The sequence below is a fragment of the Pseudomonas sp. MONT-RG-20F-20-E-7-02 genome, assembly GCF_022662395.1.
Taxonomy (GTDB): Bacteria; Pseudomonadota; Gammaproteobacteria; order Pseudomonadales; family Pseudomonadaceae; genus Aquipseudomonas.
The window spans coordinates 1-17,649 of record NZ_JAKNQN010000019.1; the positions used below are offsets into that span (position 1 = coordinate 1).

The 17,649-nt window shown below is 54.3% G+C and carries 24 protein-coding genes; 16 read left to right on the forward strand and 8 right to left on the reverse strand.

Annotated elements, in window-relative coordinates:
- Window positions 1-229 (reverse strand): hypothetical protein (locus L8I05_RS28700; protein WP_242176551.1); only part of this gene is annotated, 229 nt, incomplete at its 3' end.
- A gap of 16 nt (window positions 230-245) precedes the next feature.
- Window positions 246-566: a hypothetical protein gene (locus L8I05_RS28705; RefSeq protein WP_242176552.1), complete on the reverse strand. Its 321-nt coding sequence runs from the start codon at window positions 564-566 to the stop codon at window positions 246-248.
- Between the two features lie 78 nt (window positions 567-644).
- Between L8I05_RS28705 and L8I05_RS28710 the strand changes: the two genes are divergently transcribed.
- From L8I05_RS28710 to L8I05_RS28785, 16 genes are all read left to right on the forward strand, one after another.
- Window positions 645-827, forward strand: coding sequence for a Cro/CI family transcriptional regulator (locus tag L8I05_RS28710; protein ID WP_242176553.1), 183 nt, complete (start codon window positions 645-647; stop codon window positions 825-827).
- 1 nt (window position 828) lies between these two features.
- Entirely contained in the window at window positions 829-1,377 is a 549-nt protein-coding gene (locus L8I05_RS28715; RefSeq protein WP_242176554.1) for an HNH endonuclease, read from the forward strand.
- Window positions 1,361-2,077, forward strand: a complete 717-nt coding sequence (locus L8I05_RS28720) for a hypothetical protein (protein ID WP_242176555.1) — start codon at window positions 1,361-1,363, stop codon at window positions 2,075-2,077. Before L8I05_RS28715 ends, L8I05_RS28720 begins: the two co-directional genes overlap by 17 nt.
- Complete coding sequence (locus tag L8I05_RS28725; protein WP_242176556.1) at window positions 2,074-3,471, forward strand: replicative DNA helicase; 1,398 nt, start codon at window positions 2,074-2,076, stop codon at window positions 3,469-3,471. Before L8I05_RS28720 ends, L8I05_RS28725 begins: the two co-directional genes overlap by 4 nt.
- Before the next feature lie 271 nt (window positions 3,472-3,742).
- Complete coding sequence (locus L8I05_RS28730) at window positions 3,743-4,102, forward strand: hypothetical protein (protein WP_242176557.1); 360 nt, start codon at window positions 3,743-3,745, stop codon at window positions 4,100-4,102.
- 154 nt (window positions 4,103-4,256) lie between these two features.
- On the forward strand, window positions 4,257-4,595 hold the full coding sequence (locus tag L8I05_RS28735; protein WP_242176558.1) for a hypothetical protein: 339 nt from the start codon (window positions 4,257-4,259) through the stop codon (window positions 4,593-4,595).
- A complete protein-coding gene (locus L8I05_RS28740; RefSeq protein WP_242176559.1) occupies window positions 4,592-4,936 on the forward strand; it encodes a hypothetical protein in 345 nt (114 codons plus the stop codon). The genes L8I05_RS28735 and L8I05_RS28740 overlap by 4 nt, the downstream gene beginning before the upstream one ends.
- Window positions 4,937-5,328: 392 nt before the next feature.
- Complete coding sequence (locus L8I05_RS28745) at window positions 5,329-6,309, forward strand: hypothetical protein (protein WP_242176560.1); 981 nt, start codon at window positions 5,329-5,331, stop codon at window positions 6,307-6,309.
- 104 nt (window positions 6,310-6,413) lie between these two features.
- On the forward strand, window positions 6,414-6,554 hold the full coding sequence (locus L8I05_RS28750; RefSeq protein WP_242176561.1) for a hypothetical protein: 141 nt from the start codon (window positions 6,414-6,416) through the stop codon (window positions 6,552-6,554).
- A 15-nt stretch (window positions 6,555-6,569) separates the two neighbouring features.
- Window positions 6,570-7,328 (forward strand): ERF family protein, encoded by a 759-nt coding sequence (locus L8I05_RS28755; protein ID WP_242176562.1) that lies wholly within the window; start codon window positions 6,570-6,572, stop codon window positions 7,326-7,328.
- Window positions 7,325-7,570: a hypothetical protein gene (locus L8I05_RS28760; RefSeq protein WP_242176563.1), complete on the forward strand. Its 246-nt coding sequence runs from the start codon at window positions 7,325-7,327 to the stop codon at window positions 7,568-7,570. The genes L8I05_RS28755 and L8I05_RS28760 overlap by 4 nt, the downstream gene beginning before the upstream one ends.
- A complete protein-coding gene (locus L8I05_RS28765; protein WP_242176564.1) occupies window positions 7,567-8,190 on the forward strand; it encodes a lambda exonuclease family protein in 624 nt (207 codons plus the stop codon). Before L8I05_RS28760 ends, L8I05_RS28765 begins: the two co-directional genes overlap by 4 nt.
- Window positions 8,191-8,192: 2 nt before the next feature.
- The gene (locus L8I05_RS28770) at window positions 8,193-8,777 is read left to right on the forward strand and encodes a DUF1367 family protein (protein ID WP_242176565.1); all 585 of its coding nucleotides are present in this window, start codon (window positions 8,193-8,195) and stop codon (window positions 8,775-8,777) included.
- Between the two features lie 60 nt (window positions 8,778-8,837).
- Window positions 8,838-9,161 carry a hypothetical protein gene (locus L8I05_RS28775; RefSeq protein WP_242176566.1) on the forward strand — a complete coding sequence of 108 codons (324 nt, stop codon included), beginning with the start codon at window positions 8,838-8,840 and terminating at the stop codon, window positions 9,159-9,161.
- Window positions 9,158-9,346, forward strand: a complete 189-nt coding sequence (locus L8I05_RS28780; RefSeq protein ID WP_242176567.1) for a hypothetical protein — start codon at window positions 9,158-9,160, stop codon at window positions 9,344-9,346. Before L8I05_RS28775 ends, L8I05_RS28780 begins: the two co-directional genes overlap by 4 nt.
- Window positions 9,343-9,642, forward strand: coding sequence for a DUF1364 domain-containing protein (locus L8I05_RS28785; protein ID WP_347341623.1), 300 nt, complete (start codon window positions 9,343-9,345; stop codon window positions 9,640-9,642). The genes L8I05_RS28780 and L8I05_RS28785 overlap by 4 nt, the downstream gene beginning before the upstream one ends.
- A gap of 129 nt (window positions 9,643-9,771) precedes the next feature.
- Here the strand turns inward: L8I05_RS28785 and L8I05_RS28790 are convergent, their stop codons facing one another.
- The 6 genes from L8I05_RS28790 to L8I05_RS28815 form a co-directional block, all read right to left on the reverse strand.
- Entirely contained in the window at window positions 9,772-10,197 is a 426-nt protein-coding gene (locus L8I05_RS28790; RefSeq protein ID WP_242176568.1) for a hypothetical protein, read from the reverse strand.
- Between the two features lie 334 nt (window positions 10,198-10,531).
- Window positions 10,532-11,035, reverse strand: coding sequence for a DUF2514 family protein (locus tag L8I05_RS28795; protein ID WP_242176569.1), 504 nt, complete (start codon window positions 11,033-11,035; stop codon window positions 10,532-10,534).
- Between the two features lie 8 nt (window positions 11,036-11,043).
- Complete coding sequence (locus L8I05_RS28800; protein WP_242176570.1) at window positions 11,044-11,583, reverse strand: glycoside hydrolase family 19 protein; 540 nt, start codon at window positions 11,581-11,583, stop codon at window positions 11,044-11,046.
- A gap of 12 nt (window positions 11,584-11,595) precedes the next feature.
- Window positions 11,596-13,704, reverse strand: coding sequence for a glycosyl hydrolase family 28-related protein (locus tag L8I05_RS28805; RefSeq protein WP_242176571.1), 2,109 nt, complete (start codon window positions 13,702-13,704; stop codon window positions 11,596-11,598).
- 91 nt (window positions 13,705-13,795) lie between these two features.
- The gene (locus L8I05_RS28810; protein WP_242176572.1) at window positions 13,796-16,171 is read right to left on the reverse strand and encodes a transglycosylase SLT domain-containing protein; all 2,376 of its coding nucleotides are present in this window, start codon (window positions 16,169-16,171) and stop codon (window positions 13,796-13,798) included.
- The gene (locus L8I05_RS28815) at window positions 16,168-17,649 is read right to left on the reverse strand and encodes a hypothetical protein (RefSeq protein WP_242176573.1); all 1,482 of its coding nucleotides are present in this window, start codon (window positions 17,647-17,649) and stop codon (window positions 16,168-16,170) included. Before L8I05_RS28815 ends, L8I05_RS28810 begins: the two co-directional genes overlap by 4 nt.

The window sequence follows — 17,649 nt, forward strand, 5'->3', positions numbered from 1 at the left end:
CCAGCTGATCATGCATGGCCAAGGCGTCTACGATGCCCTTGGCGCGCTCCAGAAGACTCCAAGCGATCAGGTTGTACTTTGGATCTTTGGCGTGGCTCAGAGCTGTGTCGAACATCTCCTGGCACTGGGCGTTCATCACCCGGACCTTGCCGCCGTCTTCATGCGGGAAACGGATCAGATTCTGATCAAGCCATTCCTCTGCCTTCTCGCGTTGCGCTTTCTCGTTCACGGTTTGGATCTCCTGATTACTTGGTAGCGAGCCAGGCGGCCATGCGAGTCATTGCTGAGCGCTGAACATACTGTTCTGGATCTTTGCGCGGGATGCTGTTCGGCAACACGTCGAAGAAGGCGTGCAGCTCCTCCACTTCCTTGTTCAGATCCGTGGCGCGATCTTGCGAATATTTCAGGCTCGACTTAGAAGACTCCAGCTCTTTTGTGAGCTTAGCGATGTCTTCCTGGGCTTTTTTCAGGAGGGTAGAAGCTGCTGGTTTGCGAGTAGCCATTTCAATTTCCTTTTCACGGTTTGCCAGGCGGTGCGCCTTGGCTTGAGACGAATACTGGTACATCCATAAATATTCGTCAAGAGACTTGATAAAATTATTTTCAAGACATAATCTGTTCACACCAACCAAAAGGAGTCACCAATGAAGACCAAAGATGTGATCGATTACTTTGGAGGCGTACGCCAGACAGCAGAAGCCCTAGGCATGACAGCTGCAGCCGTATACCTGTGGAAGGATGAGGTCCCAAAAACTCGCCAGGCTCACGTAGAAGCAGCAACGAAAGGAAAGGTTAAGCGAGACAAGCCTGTATACGGGAGCAAATGAGATGGTTAAGGCAGCCCTAATCCCCGTCTACGCAAAAGACCCGAGCGCTCTTCCGGGCTTTGATGGACCGGTTGGCTACAGAAGGAAAGATGGGATGTTCACGTTCTCTGACATGTTCAAGGACTGGATGTTTCTGTACCAGGAAGGTCGGTGCGGATATTGCGGAACAGAGCTCGGCGAGACCTGGTTTGGAAACCGGAAGGCGCACGTTGAGCACATCGTATGCCGCGCGCATGGTGGAGATGATCTACCGCCAAATGTCATGTACGCATGCAACACCTGCAATAACCAGAAAAGGGATTTGCATTTCAGCGTTTTGGCTGAGCGCATCCAATTCAGAGAGAGTGTTGCCGCAGGAATAATAACCATAAATCAGGCTCACAAATTGATAGAAGCCGGCATAAACCTTGGGTTCAAGCCAGCCAAACCTTTTCATTTCAGCAAGATGAACTGGAAACACGTGTATGCCGCTGTAGCAGTTGACAGGCAGCGAATGGCGGAAGAATTCAATTTGTCTATATCGGAGAAAAGCCATGTCAAGCAATCGTGACTTCAGGGGTATATGGATACCCGCCGAAATATGGTTGACCAAAGAATTGACGGTTGGCGAAAAGCTGATGTACGTCGAGATTGAAAGCCTGTCGAAGCTCCAGCGCGGTTGCTTTGCCAGCAACGCGCACTTCGCTGAAATGTTCAGCATCTCCAATTCCAGGGTTTCAGAGATCATCAGTTCTCTGGCGGTGAAGGGGTTTGTAAGTGTTGAACAGAAACGCCAGGGCGTCAGGACTGTTCAGCGGATTATTCAGATCATTCCTCGCCCTCATACTTCTTCGGAAAACACGAAGAACCCCTTCGGAAAACACGTAGAAGGTTCTTCGGAAAACACGCAAGGGAAGAATACAAGCTTAAGTAATACAGAGAAGGAAGAAACACTTCGTCATCCGCAAGCGGAAGACATCCCGTATGAAGCGATTTTTGATAAGTACAACGAGGTCTGCGGGAAAACATTCAAGGGTGCAATTGCTCTGACTCCGAAGCGCAAGGCAAACATCAAGACTCTGTTCAACCTGAAGATCAAGAACAAGCGCCCATTTAAAGAACACGGCATGGCTTTCTGGGAAGCCTATTTCAACGACTGCCTGGAAAACTCGCACTGGCGCGGCCAGAACGACCGAGGCTGGAAAGCTGACCTTGAGTTCCTTACTCGACCTGAAGTCGCCACAAAGCTGCTGGAAGGGACTTTATCGTGACCGACTACGAAAGCCTGCTACCTCAGCCATTCAGCCAGGAAGCGGAACAGGGCGTACTGGGCGCCATGCTGATCAAGCCTGAGCTGGTCGACATCCTGAGCGCTGACCTCAAGTCGTCGGACTTCTTCTTCCCTGATAACCGTGTGGTGTTCCAGGGAATCATTGATTGCCGGTCGGCTGACATCCCGGTCGACATCATCACCGTGGCCGAGCAGATCGGCGCCGATGCCAACGGCATGTTGATGGTTGGATACCTTGGCGATCTGTACCGCAATACGCCGAGCGCAGCCAACGCCAAGTCATACGCCGGAATCGTTCTGTCACGCAGTGTTGACCGTGAGCTGGCTAAAGTCGCGCACAACATCCACGAAATTGCCTACGGTGAGGGCTCGACAGAAAGCAAGATCGCCCAGGCCCAGGCGGAGGTGATGGGCATTCAGTCGGAGTCATCGGCGCCCGAGACGGTATCGGTGGGCAATATCCTGCAGGGCCACATTGAGGAACTGGAGCGGCGCCAGAGCCTGGACGGGAAAGTCGATGGGCTCAGCACTGGCATCGCATCACTCGACAAGAAGATCCAAGGCCTTAAGGACGGAGCCGTCTACGTGATAGCTGGCAGGCCGAAGATGGGTAAGACCACCTTCGCCATGAACATAGCCGACAACGTGGCTGTAACGCAGCGTGAGAGCGTCCTGGTGTACAGCCTGGAGATGACCAAGGCGCAGATCATGGACAAATCGCTTTCTTCGCTTGGCGGGATACCTATGGATCTGCTGAAGTCCGGTGCCGCGCTTACCAGTCACTCAAAGGAAATACTTGAAACCTCATCCAAGATCGTCGACGCGCCCCTGGAGATCTACGCCCGCAAGAGCGCCACAATCAGTCAGATTCGTTCGGTGGCCAGGCGGTTTGCGCAGAAGCATAAGCAAGCCACGGGCAAGCGGCTGCGCCTGCTGATCGTTGACCACATTGGCCTGGTTGACGACGACGACCCGCGGGCAAACGCTGTTCAGCGGATCAGTAACATCACTCGCGGTCTGAAACTGCTGGCCCAGGAGCTGGAATGCCCAGTCATTGCGCTGTCGCAGCTCAACCGCGAACTGGAGAAGCGCGAGAACAAACGGCCTATCCCGTCTGACCTTCGCGACTCTGGCTCGATCGAGCAGGACGCAGACGCCATCTTCTTCGTGTACCGAGATGAGGTTTATCACGCGAACACAGAGCATCGCGGTGTAGCAGAGATCATCTGTGCTGCTGCCCGTGACTTTCCGCCCTTCACGCAGAAGGTCCGCTACCAAGGCAAGTACAGCTCGTTTAGCGACCTGTCAGCAGATTACGAACCCCCAGAGCCGTTGAGAGCTCGCACATACGCCAGCAGCTCATTGCTGGATTGAGGTGGAAGTGAAATCAGCAGGAGATTTAGCCAAGCAGTACATGGAGTGGGCATCACGCCAAAACGCAAGTAAACGACCAAAACAGGGGAGCCAAGATGAAACCGAGAATAAAGATCAGCAAGTCAATCCAGTACTTCCACTGGTGGACCTGCGAGGGAAAACACTCTGATGGGTTCTTCGTAAGAACCTTTGGCATGACACCTATCGCCGCTTACAAGGAATGGAACAGCTACGCCATACCATTCTGAAATCCATGATCAGGAGAATAACCGTGAACACAAAGACAGAAGAGACCAAGCACACGATGTACCAATATCTGGAAGGCGTGAAGAAGACGATCAAGAAGGGATTCAGCCCACGGGCGAAGATGTCCGACTTTGAGTCGGCGCTTGAAGAACACCTTGAAGCTCTGCGCCAGGAACAGATCTTTTCCCGCGCTCAGTTGATGAACTGCCGACAGGCCAATACTGACCTCCAGTTGCGTATCCATTCGCTGGAACATGCGGCGTTTGTGAATGGACAGGCCAATCTTGCGGCAGGCGATCAACTCCGTGAGGCCCAGGCACTGATCCAGAGCCAACGCCAAGCCATCGCTGACATGTACATGGCCAGCCGGGCGGTACGGCCATGATCCCCGTTATCGTTGTGACCTGGAATGAGAAAGCCAAGAAAGTGAAGGTTTAAGGCAGCTTCAATCAGGTGTTTGCGGTTGCTGTAGGAGATACAGAAAAGGAAGCGTTAGATAACTGGCGAAAAGAGATTGGCTACTTTGGCGAGGTGAAAAAATGAACGATCGCGAACTGCTTGAACTGGCGGCCAAGGCTGCTGGAATTGATGGTGAGTACAAAACATTGAGCCATTCACGCCGCGACCATTTCAAGCAAATACGTAACTTTAGTCGAGAGGCCTTTGTGTCGAAGGGCTTGGTATGGGATCCGCTGACCGACGACGGCGATGCGCTGCGCCTGGCGGTAAAGCTGGGCATGAACATAGAGATCACTGACTCAACTGTTTTTGCCTGCTCTCGAGGTAATTTTTACGAAGATGCAAAGCCCAACCCAGAAGCTGCCACCCGTCGCGCAATCGTCCGAGCCGCCGCCGAAATAGGGAGGGCCATGCCATGAGTGCCAACCACGCAAAACACTTCGACACCCGCAAGGCTTCTGCCGAGGAAACCGCGCGCTGGCTTCTACCGGAAGTTCAGCGGGCAGAAGGCCGTGGCTTCGATGAAGTATCGATAAAGGTCCGCGACATGAAAGAGCTGTTGTCGTATATCGAGGCCGTTTCTTACCGTGAGCGTGTCGAGTTCTCCGGCAAGCGACTTGGCTACGCTAACCCGCAGGCCATGCGCGATCTGCTGAGCCGCAAGGTGGAAAAGATCGAGGTGTTCGCTATTCAGTCAAAGCATGCCTGCACCCTGGCTAGTTACACGGACTTTCCTCCGAAGGGTGTGGGTGATGAGTGATTTTTACTGTATCAAGACTCGGCGGCTCATCAAGTCGCACTGCTACGCCGGACACGAATACACGCCTGAAAACACAGGAGTAGATGCTAGGGGAAATCGGTTCTGCAAATGCTGCGCACGTACAAACGGACGAAACCGTCTACGCAAATTTCGCATGCGCGAAGCTATTGCAAGTTCATCATCGTCGTAGCATTATCACTCCCGCCAAGACCGTCAGACAGTCGAAGCAATAAGACCATGTGCCGGGGACAAGCCCGTTGTAGCAATGCCTTGTTTCCATCTGTGATCAAGCCTCCCCGGCACTGGTCGACCACAGATGGGAGTCTGACCAAGGCATTGACTAGAGCGGGCTTTTTTTTGCATTGAATTAACTAACCGAGAAGGAAAACCAAATGTCTCCAGAACAACGCGCCATTATCGCCGCCGCTGCAAAAGACGGCGTATCACCAATCGAACGGGACGCGCGCCTCATCGTCCATGGGATGGTCAACGCCACCCGCGATCAGATGCGCAAATATCAAGTCGGCTACGACAAGATGGGCGAGCAGCAGCAGGACGCAGTACTTGCCGATTTGACTGCCGCTTACAACGACCTGGCCATGACAATTGCCCGCGCCCTTGCAAGTGCCGGTACGCCGTTCGTGATCGCAACCTGCAAGAAGCTGGAAGTTTCCAATGGCAACTTCACGGCGATCATCAAGAGCGACCAAGACCACTACAACGACCTGATATCCAAGGTTCAGGACAAAGGCGAAGTGGTCATCGCCCTATACGAACGCCAGTTCCGCGACGGCATGGACGACATCCAGTCGGACAAGGATCAGCGCTCTTTGCCACTTGATGGCGAAAAACCTGCCAGTAAGAAAAAGACCGAGCAAAAACCAAAAGCATCTGCCGAAAAGAAAATTGAGCTAACTCCAAAGCTCATCGCCGATGCGCGCGACTTCGTTACCATCCAGCAGAACGCAACATTCGCCGGTCTTCAGAACCAGATGAAAATCGGCTTTGACAAAGCCGAGGCTCTTCTAAAGCTGTTCGAAGGCGAAGGCCTTGTTAAGTTCGTTGGCACTGACCAAAGCGGCCAGTATGAAATCGTGCGGGCTGGAAAGGCCGATGTTGATGTCGAGACCAAAGATGACCCAGACATCTACGGCGAGCTGACCTACAGCGAAGTCCAGCAGGTAGTGGTATTGCATGCCACAGAGTTCGAATTGTCGTGGCTCTCCAAGCGGTTCAAGATCGATGAAGACCGCGCAAGTCACCTGGCCTTGCGCCTGATGGACGATCAAGTTATTGAAGGCTTGGAGGTGACTGATTTTGAGTCGGAGCCGAAATACTCCGTGATCGCCAGGCTTGAAGACCTCACTATCTAATTCAGCCCTGAAACACTGAAGCCCCTGCCAAAAGCTGGGGCTTTTTTGTGCTTGACGGTAGGTTCACTGGTAGGTACATTACCAGAACACAAACAGGAGGCGACATGCGCACACCACTACGCAATATCAGGCTCAGCGATGAGCATTGGAAGATCTTCCGCGAACAGCTCGGTATGGACTGGCTGCGAAAGCAGATCGAGAAGGCCGAGAAGAAAGCGAACAAACCCGATAACGCAGCACAGTGATCAAGGAATAAAACCGTGAGCAATAGCGAAATTATCCAACACGAACCACGAAACGAAATCGCACAGGTATCGCCAGCCCAGTCTTTCATGAACATCGTTGAGCGGGTGGCAACCATGCCAGACATCAACATGGACGCTCTGGAACGCATGCTTGCCATGCAGGAACGAATTATGGCCCGCGATGCTGAGTCTGCATTCAACGCCGCCATGGCCGAGATGCAGTGCGAGATACCGACCATTGCCGAGCGCGCCAAAGGTCACGGAACCATCAAGTACGCGACCCTGGAAGACATCAGCGACATCGTGAAGCCGATCATGAAGACCCATGGTTTCGCTATCTCGTTCAAGGTTGAGCATGCAGCCGCCGGCCTGAGCGTCACCGGTATTCTGATGCATCGAGCCGGGCACCGCGAGCAGACCACTATGCTTCTGCCAATCGACACCAGCGGAAGCAAGAACGCCGTGCAGGCCGTGGGCAGTTCTACCAGCTACGGCAAGCGATACGTGATGTGCGCACTGCTGAACATCACTACGCGCGGCGAAGACGACGACGCCTACTCAGCGGTGCCTTCAAACCAAGAGCCGGTCATTACCGAGATCCAAGTTCGCCAGCTAAAGGCCCTGCTGGTCAAGTGCAGCGAGAAAGCCCAGGTCCAGTTCAACAAGCTGTACCCGGACGTTGGCTCAATCCAGCGCAGCGCCTTCGACACCGTACTAAACCAGCTGACCACTTCAGCACAGAAGAACGCCCAGGCGCAGGAAGGTGATGTATGAGCGGCGAATACTACGTATACAAGCTGGATAATAAAGACTCTTCCAAGAAGCTGTACTGCACTGGAATTCCTGGAGATGAAAATCCTTTGGGTGGCGTCGGGTACCAGTCAATGAGTGATGGCACTATCCCAAATGCTGCTGCCACTGCTCCTTCCGAAAGGGACGCCTTGAAAGTTGTTGCATATTTGGAAATTGCATTTTATGGGCCTTCTGAAAAGCATTATATCGAGCCAGTCCAATGAGCGGCCCTACCTACCTGAACTGCGAGCAGGGTAGCGATGCATGGCAGGCGGCCCGTTGTGGGATTTTGACCGCTTCCAACATGCACTGCTTATTGGTCAAAGGTAAGCACCCTTCTGGATTTGGCGTGGAAGCGTTCACCATGATGCATGAGCTGATCGGCGAGCGTTTCATCGGCGAAAAGCTGGAAGGGTTTAAGGGGAATCGAGCTACTGAAAGGGGCCATGATCTGGAACCAGTAGCGCGCAAGTTCGTCAGCGAGCGACTGGGCATCGATATTGTGGACTGCGGGATCATCCTTAACCACGGTTGCGGTTACAGCCCTGATGGCCTTGTGGGCGACGACGGCCTGGTAGAGATCAAGACCAAGCTTCCAAAGCTGCAGGTCGAAGTGATCCTCGGCGGCGTAATCCCTGCCGAACACATGGTGCAGTGCCAGGTCGGTATCTGGCTGAGCGAGCGCGACCACCTGGAATTCGCCTCGTTCTACCCTGGCATGCCGCTGTTCCACAAGCGTACGTACCGTGATGAAGCCATGATCACCACGCTGCAAACCAAAGTGGCGCGCTTCTATGAAATCATGGAAGAGCGCACCCAACAAATCATCGACCTGACGAGCTGATTATGGATCTTGCCCTTGTACGCACAGCCAACGGACTTATCGGCGCTACGGAAGCGGATCGCGAGCTGGTCAGCAAGATCAAGTTCGGCGCGACGATTCACGGCGACTTCAAGAAGATGCGCAACGCCAAGCTGCACGGGAAGTTCTTCGCACTGCTGGATCTGGCATACCAATACTTCGAACCCACTGGCGGCCTGGTGCCGCGCCAGGAGCTTCGTGGAATCGAGGGCTTGGCCAAGTACTTCGAAGAAATGAACGACCGACCTGGCCAGTTGACGCACGCAGTTATGGCCTACATACGCAAGCTCGAAAAAGAACGCGCAGAACGATTCCCTGCCGTCGACAAAAGCCGTGAAGCATTCCGCGAGTTCATCACGATCGACGCCGGGCACTTCGACCTGGTCATGACGCCTGACGGCGTGAAGAAAGTAGCCAAGTCGATCAGCTGGGGCCGCATGGATGACCTTGCCTTCAGCTCGCTCTACAAGGACGTGTTCAACGCATGCTGGCGCTTAGTGCTTTCCTCGCACTTCAGCAGTGAAGAGGAAGCCATGGGCGCCGCCGAACAGATGGGAGCTTTTTCGTAATGAATATTCTTGCACCGGGGTTCCTGGGCAATTTAATTCTAAAACCGTGGAGTTATTGAAATGAGCATGAAAAAAATCGATAAATTATTGTCCGCTATTGGCCTTGTACGGAAATCAGAACATGAGTCAATCGTAGAATCTCACAAAGACTTCACCAGGTTACTTGGAAATGCGGCAAAGGACGCAGGGGTTCTTGTCTTGCTTGATAATCAGTCTCTGCGTGGCGTCGAAATAGACTCCGACATTTTTGTGCTTGGCTCGAGAAATTATATTCATGACTGCTTTATTGCTGGCGGATCTTTTCGTTGCTCGCCTTCTGCGCAGTTCAATATGTTTCAGAACAACACCTTTATTCCTACATCGAAAGGTTGGTATGTGGAATGAGCAGAATCGAAGAACTCCAAGGCCGCAGATGGGCATGCGACGTATGCAACGAAAGGTCGCGCGATGCAGTTATTGGGAAGGCTGGCTTGATAAGCCTTCTTGAGCGCGGCCTGATCGAGAAGCCAGAAGGCTACAAGAAGGGCGTTCTGGAGATCATTGAGATTGTGCGGAGGGTTGAGCCGTGAGCCGCCAGGACCGACTTACCAGAGCGGCGCGCGGACGAGATTGCCAGGTTCGTTTGCCCGGCTGCATGAACGATACGCAGACCGTGGTTCTGGCGCATTACCGAATGGCAGGTACGTGTGGCGTGGGCATCAAGCCGAACAACCTGCAAGGCGCATGGTGCTGCGCCTATTGCCATGATGCTGTAGACGGCCGAAGGGATATCGGAATCCCGCGTACGGAGCTGCGTCTTTACCACGCTGAGGGAGCATTCCGAACAATTGACTTGCTGATCAAGGAGGGGATTTTATGCCCTTAAAATTTCACGCTCTCATGGGGATCCTGATGGACAAGGACTGGTATGTCTTGAGGGTGAATGACCAGAAGTTTTACTTTGCGAAGATGAGTAACCAACAGTGAAAAAGGGCGCCTAGATGGCGCCCTTCGTTTATGTGGACGTTAGAGGCTGAACCATGGCGCTGCTGATGGTCGCAGCAGTGCCGCTAATCCTCCGTACGCCGTAATACCAGCCAGCAGGTATCGCGGTAGCCATCTGGCCTGTCTGGCCTATCTGAAGGCCCACAGTGATCGCTATGCCAACGATGCTCTTTTTGAATTTGGCCACCGGGTAGCCAGTCGGATTCGTTGCCGCGACTACGTTAACGTCCGGCCCTATTCGCAACTCAAGCTCGTCGGATAATGCGCCAGCAACTGTGACCACGTGGTTTACATCAACGATTATGGAAACGAACGCGGGCTTCGTAGGAACATCGGCTTGGTAGGCCGTGCCAAATGCTAGCGTTTTAGCGAGCGGCGTTCCTGGCACAAACTGACCTGAGCTTAGAACCCTCTGCATCCAGATTGGCAGGATCATGGCGTGTACTCCTGCACGCAAAGACGCCCACGGGAAGTGGTAGCTGGCTCGGCATGTAGAATCCAGCATCCAGCATTGGCTTGGGTCACATATGGATCGCTTCCGATATACAGCAGGAACCCATGCTTGTTGTCGCCGCCATTGATGCCTGGCGGCGATGAGCCCTCCCAAACTAGGGCCGGGCTTGCCGACTTGTTCTGGATAGCAAGTCTTGAAGTGCTTGCTATACCTGTGGTCGCGTAGAGGTCAGTCCAGACCCCGAGCAGCGGGTATTGATCAAATATCATTGGCCCTACTCCTATGTGACAGGGCAGCCATCATGACCACCCTTATTTCACTTCTTTCCCGCTATGGCGTCGTATGCTCGCTCACAGGTGAATCCGGCCCTACGACTTGCATCAAGCTGTCCCGCCAGCTCTCCCGCATAATCGTCAGCCTGCTGGCGCAGCTTGGCGAGCAAATCGGTAAGGTCGTTGATTGTCTTGCCTCTTGCGGCAAGTCTGGAATTGAGGGCGGACTTGTCGGCGAGCAGGCCACCGACTTGTTTGCGCATGCTGTCACCAGTAGCGGCAAGCTGAGCAATGCGAGCATCGTCAAGAACCTTCTGTTTCTGAGCATCATTTCTAGCCTCGTCGATATCGTTTTGGTGCTTTCTCTCGGTCTCCCGCGCCACCTTTTCAGACTTTTCAGACTCGGTTGCAACGGTAGCGACGTACTGCGCATATTCTGCCTTCGATTCGCTTAGCCGGATCGTCTGCACGGTAACTCCAGCGCAAAGCGCGAGGATTAGCACGCCAATCACTAACGCCCATCCTGGGATGGCTTTGAGGGCCAGCATAAGCGCGCTCAAGCTATTACGCTCAAGGCTAGCTTGTATCGATCCTTTCGATCCTCCAGGCCAGTCAGGCCACCATTGATTCGACGCGTAATGCCTTCGAAGTCTTTGGCGTCTGCAAGGCTGTTTAGATTCCGTGTACTCCAGAACCATGCGGCAGATTTGGCAGCCCATTCCGGCTGTTCCAAAAGTTCTGGTTTTTCTGAGAGTCTGAAGTCGCCGAACAAGGCCAGGCTGCACGCTATGTAGTTGGCCCTCCCTGTGATCTGAATCAATCCTCGACCACAGAATTTGCTTGCGTCTCCTGGCTGAGTATTGCCGAGAGTAATTGCAAGTTTCCCTTGTCCATACTTCGCAAAATAGGCGTCGTTGCCCAGCTCCTTCACGTAATAAAGCCCGTTCGATTCGTGTCCAATTTGGGCTAGAAACGCGCATACCCTGAGACGGTTATTTATCAAGGCGCCATCCATCGCTAGCGTCAGCGCTGGAGCCCATTTTTCAGCGCGCTTAAGGGGGATTCCTAAAGCGCTCGCAAGTGTTGTGTTATCCATTTTTTGCCTCCGTTATCCGACTCTGTTCCAGCGCGCCCCGTTGAATCTGTAGCGAGCGAAACCATATGAGCTGGCGATGCTTTGAGATGCAGCAAAATCAATGGTCGAACCATCGCTCGTGGTTATGATCAGTGGGAAAGTGTTAGCAACGCCAAGGCCATCTTTGATGAGTACCGTCATTCCTGCATAGGGAGAGAGCGGAAGAGCTACAGAAGACGTTGCAGATACGGTTTTTGCCCGAATGTAAGTCTGCTGCCCCTGGAGCATCTGGTAGTTGCCAGCTGCTGTATCAGTTATCTGAGATAGGTCTTGATCACCGAAGTTGCCGATCAGGCCGCCACCCGCCAAGCCAAGCCCAACACCGTTTGTTTTTGGATTGGTTGCGAAGCCTGTTGACCCAGCAAGCCAGTACTCGCCCCACTGGCAGTTGTTGCCTCCCATTGGGTTGTTTGTACCGCCACCGTAGGCGTTATTGTCAGTGGTGATTGATAGGGCATTAGCGCCAATAAGAAGCCCTGCTGAGAACCCAGGGTTCCCAACTCCGCCACCACGAGCATTATAGCCCTGGGATCGGTTGTCGCTGACCGTGACTCCCGCTACACCATCAAGCGAAATAGGTGCAGTGAGGTGGTTTTCAAATACGTTCTCGGATATAAGCCCGGTATTGGCGGAGCGAACGCCCCCGGTGTATGTCGAGCTGATGGCTTCAGGGCTAACCAACTGGCCGTTAAAGCCGTTCCGACAAATCTGGAAGTCGAGCAACACGAAGGCCGGGTTAGTGCCGGAAATTAGCCTGATAGTGCCGTCTCGGCCGCCGTCAAAGAAGTTATCCGTGATTTTTAGCTGGGCGGAAATGTTGATGTTGGAGGTTGCAATGCAGTATTGCGACTGGCCGCCAAGGTAGTTGTGGTGGATGTTGAGGCCTTCGGCGGTTTCCGAATAAATACCGAGGCGCGGCCCGATTTGCTCGTTAACCACGTAGGTAGTGGTGCCGATGGTCTTGGTACGGTTCAGGGCAAAATAGCCGCCGCTAATGTGGTTGTAGCTGATATCGATCAGCGCGTTATAGCCAACACCTTGAGCGGAATAAATGGCCGCGATGCCCTCCTGAAGGCCTGGTATTTGGGTGTCCCATATGCCTAAGAAGTTGTTCCGCTGGATTCGCAGTAGCGACGTATCTGCAAAGCAGATGGCATAAGGCATGTTGTGGAAGAAGTTATCCACAATGTCGCAATCCTGGCCGTAATTGACTTGGATGTAGCGAGATGTTGGCGTTACCGGCCACTTGATGGTGGTGGTTGTCCCGGACGTGTAAGGCTGCTCCTTGTAGAACCAGAAACCACTGATTTTGAAGTTGTTAGCGTGGTCAGTATCCGATCCGATAATGAACGTGTGCCCTTGGTTGATGGTTCGGGCCAGAACGGTCTGCTCGCGCCCAGCACCCTCAAGGTATGTGCCGCCCCGTAGGTTTACAGTCGTATCAAGCTGGTAGCGTCCAGCAGGAACGAATATCTGCCTGGATGCATTTGCAGCGGCCTGGAACATCGGGGCGGAGTCGGTTCCTCCGTCGTTGTACGCACCGAACTGAAGAACGTTTACGCGACCATTATTAACCACCAGTTTCCAGCGGCCACCGTCAGCGGCCACGATGATTGTCCCGCCGTTATCCGCGCTCGTGGTGTCGCTTGGGTCAAGGTAATAGAAGCCGTTGCCGCCGTCGTTCGCGCTTCTGTAACCGAGCGTCTGAGCCTTGGTGTACACCAGCTTGCTGAGCAGTCGCACCGCCGCGACGTTCGTAACCTGCACGGCGCTTTTTGAGTAGATATCGTCAATTGCGCCTTGAAGGGTTTCGGCGATATCTGGGATGAAGGCGTCCCAAATTAGTACGCCGCTTGCATCCCTGAGAACCTGACGATATGGGCCAGAGCCATAAATCGATGCCTCGCCACGAGCATCCAAGATTATTGGGTTTGTGTTCAGAACCGTTTGCGCCGAATCCTGCCAGGTGTCTTTGGGGGTGTTTGTTCCTGGGGCGTAGAAGTACACCTTCCCCCCAACCAGCGGCCTGCTATTCACATCCGTGAAAGCCTGCTTCCCGTTTTGCAGTAGAATGGCGCTCATACATTACTCCGGTGATCAAATGTCTATTTTGGCCGAAGCCGTTGCAATCATTGTCGACCCGTCGCGCGGCGCGTTCTGGGTCTGGTGGTGGTCAGTTCTTGTTGCTGTTTTGAGAAGCCCCGGAAACACTGGCAGGCGCCATAAGCCTCTGGAGAAGGCCGTTCGTGGCACCACTCTGAGACCTGGCGAGCTTCGTAGTAGGATCAGTAAGCAAGTCAATTAAGCGAGCTTCAATTTGTGAGTTCTGCGCCGCCATGGACTGTCGCAGGGCGTTACCAGCAGCCGCGCCAACACCCGAGCCAACCGGACCGGCGAGCGCATAACCTAGTCCTCCCCCAACGGCCTCAGGGCCAAGCGGGATCCTGCCTAGCGCGCCGGGCAAGAAAGATTGCATCATGTTTGCCATTGCCAAGTTCTGCACGGTTGCAGAGTTTGGCGGCATGCCTTTGTTCGAATTTGCCTGACGCCGCAAGTCCATCTGCAATGCCTTAAGGCCTTCCAACTGCTGATCAGAAATAGCCTTTGCATCATTTGCACCGGGCGCGGCGCGCTGCTTCTTGATCTGATCAAGCAAGTTATTGACCTTGGCCAGCGTCGGCGCCTGGCCAGTCTGGTCAGTCAATTTTGCGTTTTGCAGGAACGTCTGGGCGTTGATTGGCTTTGACATATCTGCATAGGTTTGACGGTAAGCAGCAAATCCAGGTGCAGCCTTTTCCATCGCCTTATCAAGGCTGTCGCGGACCTGTATAAGCTCTCGTGAAGCTTGCTGAGACGCGGAATTGTCTCGGCCTGCTACCGTCTCAAGCTGGTCGTTAATCGACTTCCTGACGCCGTACAGCTGGGCTACGTCAGACTGTGCACCGTTGGCGCCTAGATCCAGCTTTGACCGCACTTTACCCAGAGCATTCACGACGGCATCCCGCTGCCCGGCAGGGCTACCTAGAATGTCGTCAATTTGCTTGATCACGGGATTAGTATTGGCTGGCCTGGCATTCTGCAAAGAAGCCTGCATCATCGGTAATGCTGCGGCCTCCCTGGCTGCTATTGCGTCAGCAAGTGTTGTCGGCGTCCCGCTAATGCTTTCCAGATGCGCCATGCGCGCGGCATTGTTTGTGTCCCTGAGCGCCGTCAAGGCTTCAGGGTCTTTGTTCATTGCTGCTCGCTCCATGCCAGCGATGCGCGTGTTGTTAGTTGCCTGGGCAAGTGTCGGCGTAGAGCCTGGAACATAGGCCGTCAGGTCTGGCGTTGTATTGCCTTTGCCCGCCAATCGCTCAAGGGTGTTTTGCGCGATGCGCGTCTGCCCCGCCTCTGTGAATGGGTCGATAAGCGCGCGGCCAGCATTGATACCGCCTTTGATGGCCGATGCTGCAATAGGAACCGCGCCACCCAGAACCGCGCCCAACCCTGCCGACTCAGCCAGGGTCGTATCTGGCTGGCCACCAGATAACAGCGCGCCAGCAGCTGCGCCTTGTCCAGCACCGTAGACCGACCTTGATGCCAGGCCACCCTGGCCACGAAGGAAGCCGCCTACAGCCTCCAGAGCGGCTGGATTACCGGCTGCTTTTGCCAATGAAGTGCCACCCTTAACAAGCGCTGCTTCCCCTGCCGCAATAGGGCCGCCAACGCCGAGGATGTTGCCGAGTGTTCTACCGGCAGTTTGCTGAATGCCACCTCCATTTCTGGCTGCGTAATCAGCACGGCTTTGGGCGTTCAATGCAACCTGCTGATCGTATGTAGGCATATTGACGCCAGCTTTCGATAACAAGCCCGTCAGGCCCGATTTTTCAGCCCCGCTTGCCAGCCATTCAGCAGGAGCATCGAGTGCGTCACTGATTCCTCGACCTGCCGCGTTGACGTTGTTTACGCCGATCTCGCCAAGTTTGGCCAGCCCATCCATCGCCATTGAGCCTAAGCCCTGGCTTTGTGGTTGCGGCGCTGCGGCTGCTGCTCCAGGCGCTGGAACCTGCTGAGCAACTTGAGGCGCTTGGGCTTGCACAGCAGGCGCGGCAAAGTCCTGGGCTGCGAAGTTGTCAGCCGCTGTAGATGCGCCCGCTACCGGCGCGGAAAAGTCTTGTGCCGCAAAGTCATTTTCAGCTGGCTTGGCCACTTGTGGCGCTCCGTAGTTAGAAGAGACCTTGCGCAGGTAATCCTGCGTTTTTGGCCCCCATGCCGCCTGATTGGTGCCGCCGTGATAAGCCAGAATCGCCTGCTCTGGATTGCCATATCGGCTCAAGTTCTCATCCAGCAACTTAGCCACGCCCTCAATGGATTGAGCTGGGTCTTTTGGGTCAATGCCAAGCGCTTTTGCAGTCGCTGGGATCTGCTGGCCAAGCCCGGAAGCACCATATTCGGCGTTATAGGCTTTGGGATTTCCGCTGCTCTCTGTCTGCACTATCGAGGCAATGAGCTTTGGGTCGACGTTGTATTTCTGCGCAGCAGACTGAATCAGTGCGTCCCATTGGCTCATTGTCCTATCCTCTGGATCAGCCCCTGTGCCACAGCTTTGTTGTAGGAAGCGTCAAATGCCTTTTGCTCGGTAGGTTTCAGGCTGTTGCGCATGGCAATAGCTTTTTCGCGCGGCATGTCCTGAAGCGAGAACAGACGCGGGTCCACGTCCTTGTTCCACTGGCTTGAGAACTTATTGAACTGCTCCGGTGGCAACCCGCTGTTTTGCCAAGCCTGATTCTTGGCAACAATCGCGCGCTGACCAGACACAAGAACATCTATCAACTGTTCGTTGCCGAGCTTGGACAGGGTTGTGCCTGGGTTGGCGGATGCTGCTGAAGCCAGCTTCGCGTCGGTGCCTTCGCCAAGACCCGCAAGCGTTGCCTGCGTTGCCTGCGTTGCATACTTCTTGAACTCTTCGGCGCTCGCGATCTTCTGCGGATCAATGCCGATAGCAGCGGCAACAGTAGGGCTAAGCGCTTGGGCAAATGCGCTCGCTTGGTTCCTCCAGTCAGTGCCTGGGCCCGTGTTGATGTCCTTCAATGCCTCGCGCATATTCTGGAACTGGTAGATGGTTTGAGGTGCGGCGTTTGCCAGACTTTGAAGGTTCAAGGATTGTTCCGCTGCACCCTTGCCGACAACAGCAGCCGCCTCGGCGGAACCAAGAGATGGAGCAGCCTGTATGCCTGGAGCTTGGGTGATTGGGTTCAACCTGCCACTACCAAGCGAACCATCACCCTGCGGCGCGCCACCCATGCCGATTGGTGAGCCACCTTGGGCCGCTTGAGCTGCCTGAGCCTTTGTGACCATGCGCATAGACTGGCTTACAGGGTCATAGACCTGCACAAGGCTGTTGGCGTCTCCTGGCGCCATGGTGTTGTTCACCACGCCGGTTACGCGAGGCTGGCCTGTAGTAGGGTCAATCGCCATAAGCTGCTGTTGGCCACCAGAGTTAATGACTTGTGTCTGCGGCATAATCGTTTTCAGTCGGTCAGCGTCAGTGCTGAAACCTACGTACTTTTGCTTCGCCCAGTTGGCCAGAGCGGCAGGATCTGTGGGCATATCTGAAGTGAAATTAACCGCCTCTTCTGGTGAGAAAAGACCCTGCTTAATGCCCTGTGTAGCCAGCTGCATCACTGACTGAGGCGTGATATTCCCGGATGCAAGCAGACTCCCGAAACCACCGGAAAGAAGGTCTGTACGCTTCTGGGCAAGCTCCAGCTTGTTTTTGTCGTAATTCAGCTGGCTGTTGCGCGCCTCGTTTATCTGCGCCTGGATCTGGGGCAGGTTGTAGGCAGCCGGACCCTGCGACAGAGCCGCTGTGAGAGCGCCATAGTCGATTGTTCCGTCAGGCCGGGTATTTTCCTTATAGGCCTGAGACGCGGCTACGTTGGCCTGCTGCTGCTGCTGTATACCGCGCAGCTGAGTAGCGCCCATGAGCGTTTGAAGAAGGTTCCCGTTACCCGACGTGGACAGCGGAATGGATGCGTCGATAGCCAT

What these genes read in the sequence shown, in the direction of transcription:
- L8I05_RS28760 (WP_242176563.1), top strand. Translation starts at nt 7,325, where the DNA reads ATGAGCGGCGAATACTACGTATACAAGCTGGATAATAAAGACTCTTCC.
- L8I05_RS28790 (WP_242176568.1), bottom strand. Translation starts at nt 10,197, where the DNA reads ATGATCCTGCCAATCTGGATGCAGAGGGTTCTAAGCTCAGGTCAGTTT.
- L8I05_RS28765 (WP_242176564.1), top strand. Translation starts at nt 7,567, where the DNA reads ATGAGCGGCCCTACCTACCTGAACTGCGAGCAGGGTAGCGATGCATGG.
- L8I05_RS28750 (WP_242176561.1), top strand. Translation starts at nt 6,414, where the DNA reads ATGCGCACACCACTACGCAATATCAGGCTCAGCGATGAGCATTGGAAG.
- L8I05_RS28770 (WP_242176565.1), top strand. Translation starts at nt 8,193, where the DNA reads ATGGATCTTGCCCTTGTACGCACAGCCAACGGACTTATCGGCGCTACG.
- L8I05_RS28780 (WP_242176567.1), top strand. Translation starts at nt 9,158, where the DNA reads ATGAGCAGAATCGAAGAACTCCAAGGCCGCAGATGGGCATGCGACGTA.
- L8I05_RS28735 (WP_242176558.1), top strand. Translation starts at nt 4,257, where the DNA reads ATGAACGATCGCGAACTGCTTGAACTGGCGGCCAAGGCTGCTGGAATT.
- L8I05_RS28745 (WP_242176560.1), top strand. Translation starts at nt 5,329, where the DNA reads ATGTCTCCAGAACAACGCGCCATTATCGCCGCCGCTGCAAAAGACGGC.
- L8I05_RS28800 (WP_242176570.1), bottom strand. Translation starts at nt 11,583, where the DNA reads ATGGATAACACAACACTTGCGAGCGCTTTAGGAATCCCCCTTAAGCGC.
- L8I05_RS28715 (WP_242176554.1), top strand. Translation starts at nt 829, where the DNA reads ATGGTTAAGGCAGCCCTAATCCCCGTCTACGCAAAAGACCCGAGCGCT.
- L8I05_RS28815 (WP_242176573.1), bottom strand. Translation starts at nt 17,649, where the DNA reads ATGGCTATCGACGCATCCATTCCGCTGTCCACGTCGGGTAACGGGAAC.
- L8I05_RS28720 (WP_242176555.1), top strand. Translation starts at nt 1,361, where the DNA reads ATGTCAAGCAATCGTGACTTCAGGGGTATATGGATACCCGCCGAAATA.
- L8I05_RS28795 (WP_242176569.1), bottom strand. Translation starts at nt 11,035, where the DNA reads ATGCTGGCCCTCAAAGCCATCCCAGGATGGGCGTTAGTGATTGGCGTG.
- L8I05_RS28805 (WP_242176571.1), bottom strand. Translation starts at nt 13,704, where the DNA reads ATGAGCGCCATTCTACTGCAAAACGGGAAGCAGGCTTTCACGGATGTG.
- L8I05_RS28810 (WP_242176572.1), bottom strand. Translation starts at nt 16,171, where the DNA reads ATGAGCCAATGGGACGCACTGATTCAGTCTGCTGCGCAGAAATACAAC.
- L8I05_RS28705 (WP_242176552.1), bottom strand. Translation starts at nt 566, where the DNA reads ATGTACCAGTATTCGTCTCAAGCCAAGGCGCACCGCCTGGCAAACCGT.
- L8I05_RS28740 (WP_242176559.1), top strand. Translation starts at nt 4,592, where the DNA reads ATGAGTGCCAACCACGCAAAACACTTCGACACCCGCAAGGCTTCTGCC.
- L8I05_RS28710 (WP_242176553.1), top strand. Translation starts at nt 645, where the DNA reads ATGAAGACCAAAGATGTGATCGATTACTTTGGAGGCGTACGCCAGACA.
- L8I05_RS28775 (WP_242176566.1), top strand. Translation starts at nt 8,838, where the DNA reads ATGAGCATGAAAAAAATCGATAAATTATTGTCCGCTATTGGCCTTGTA.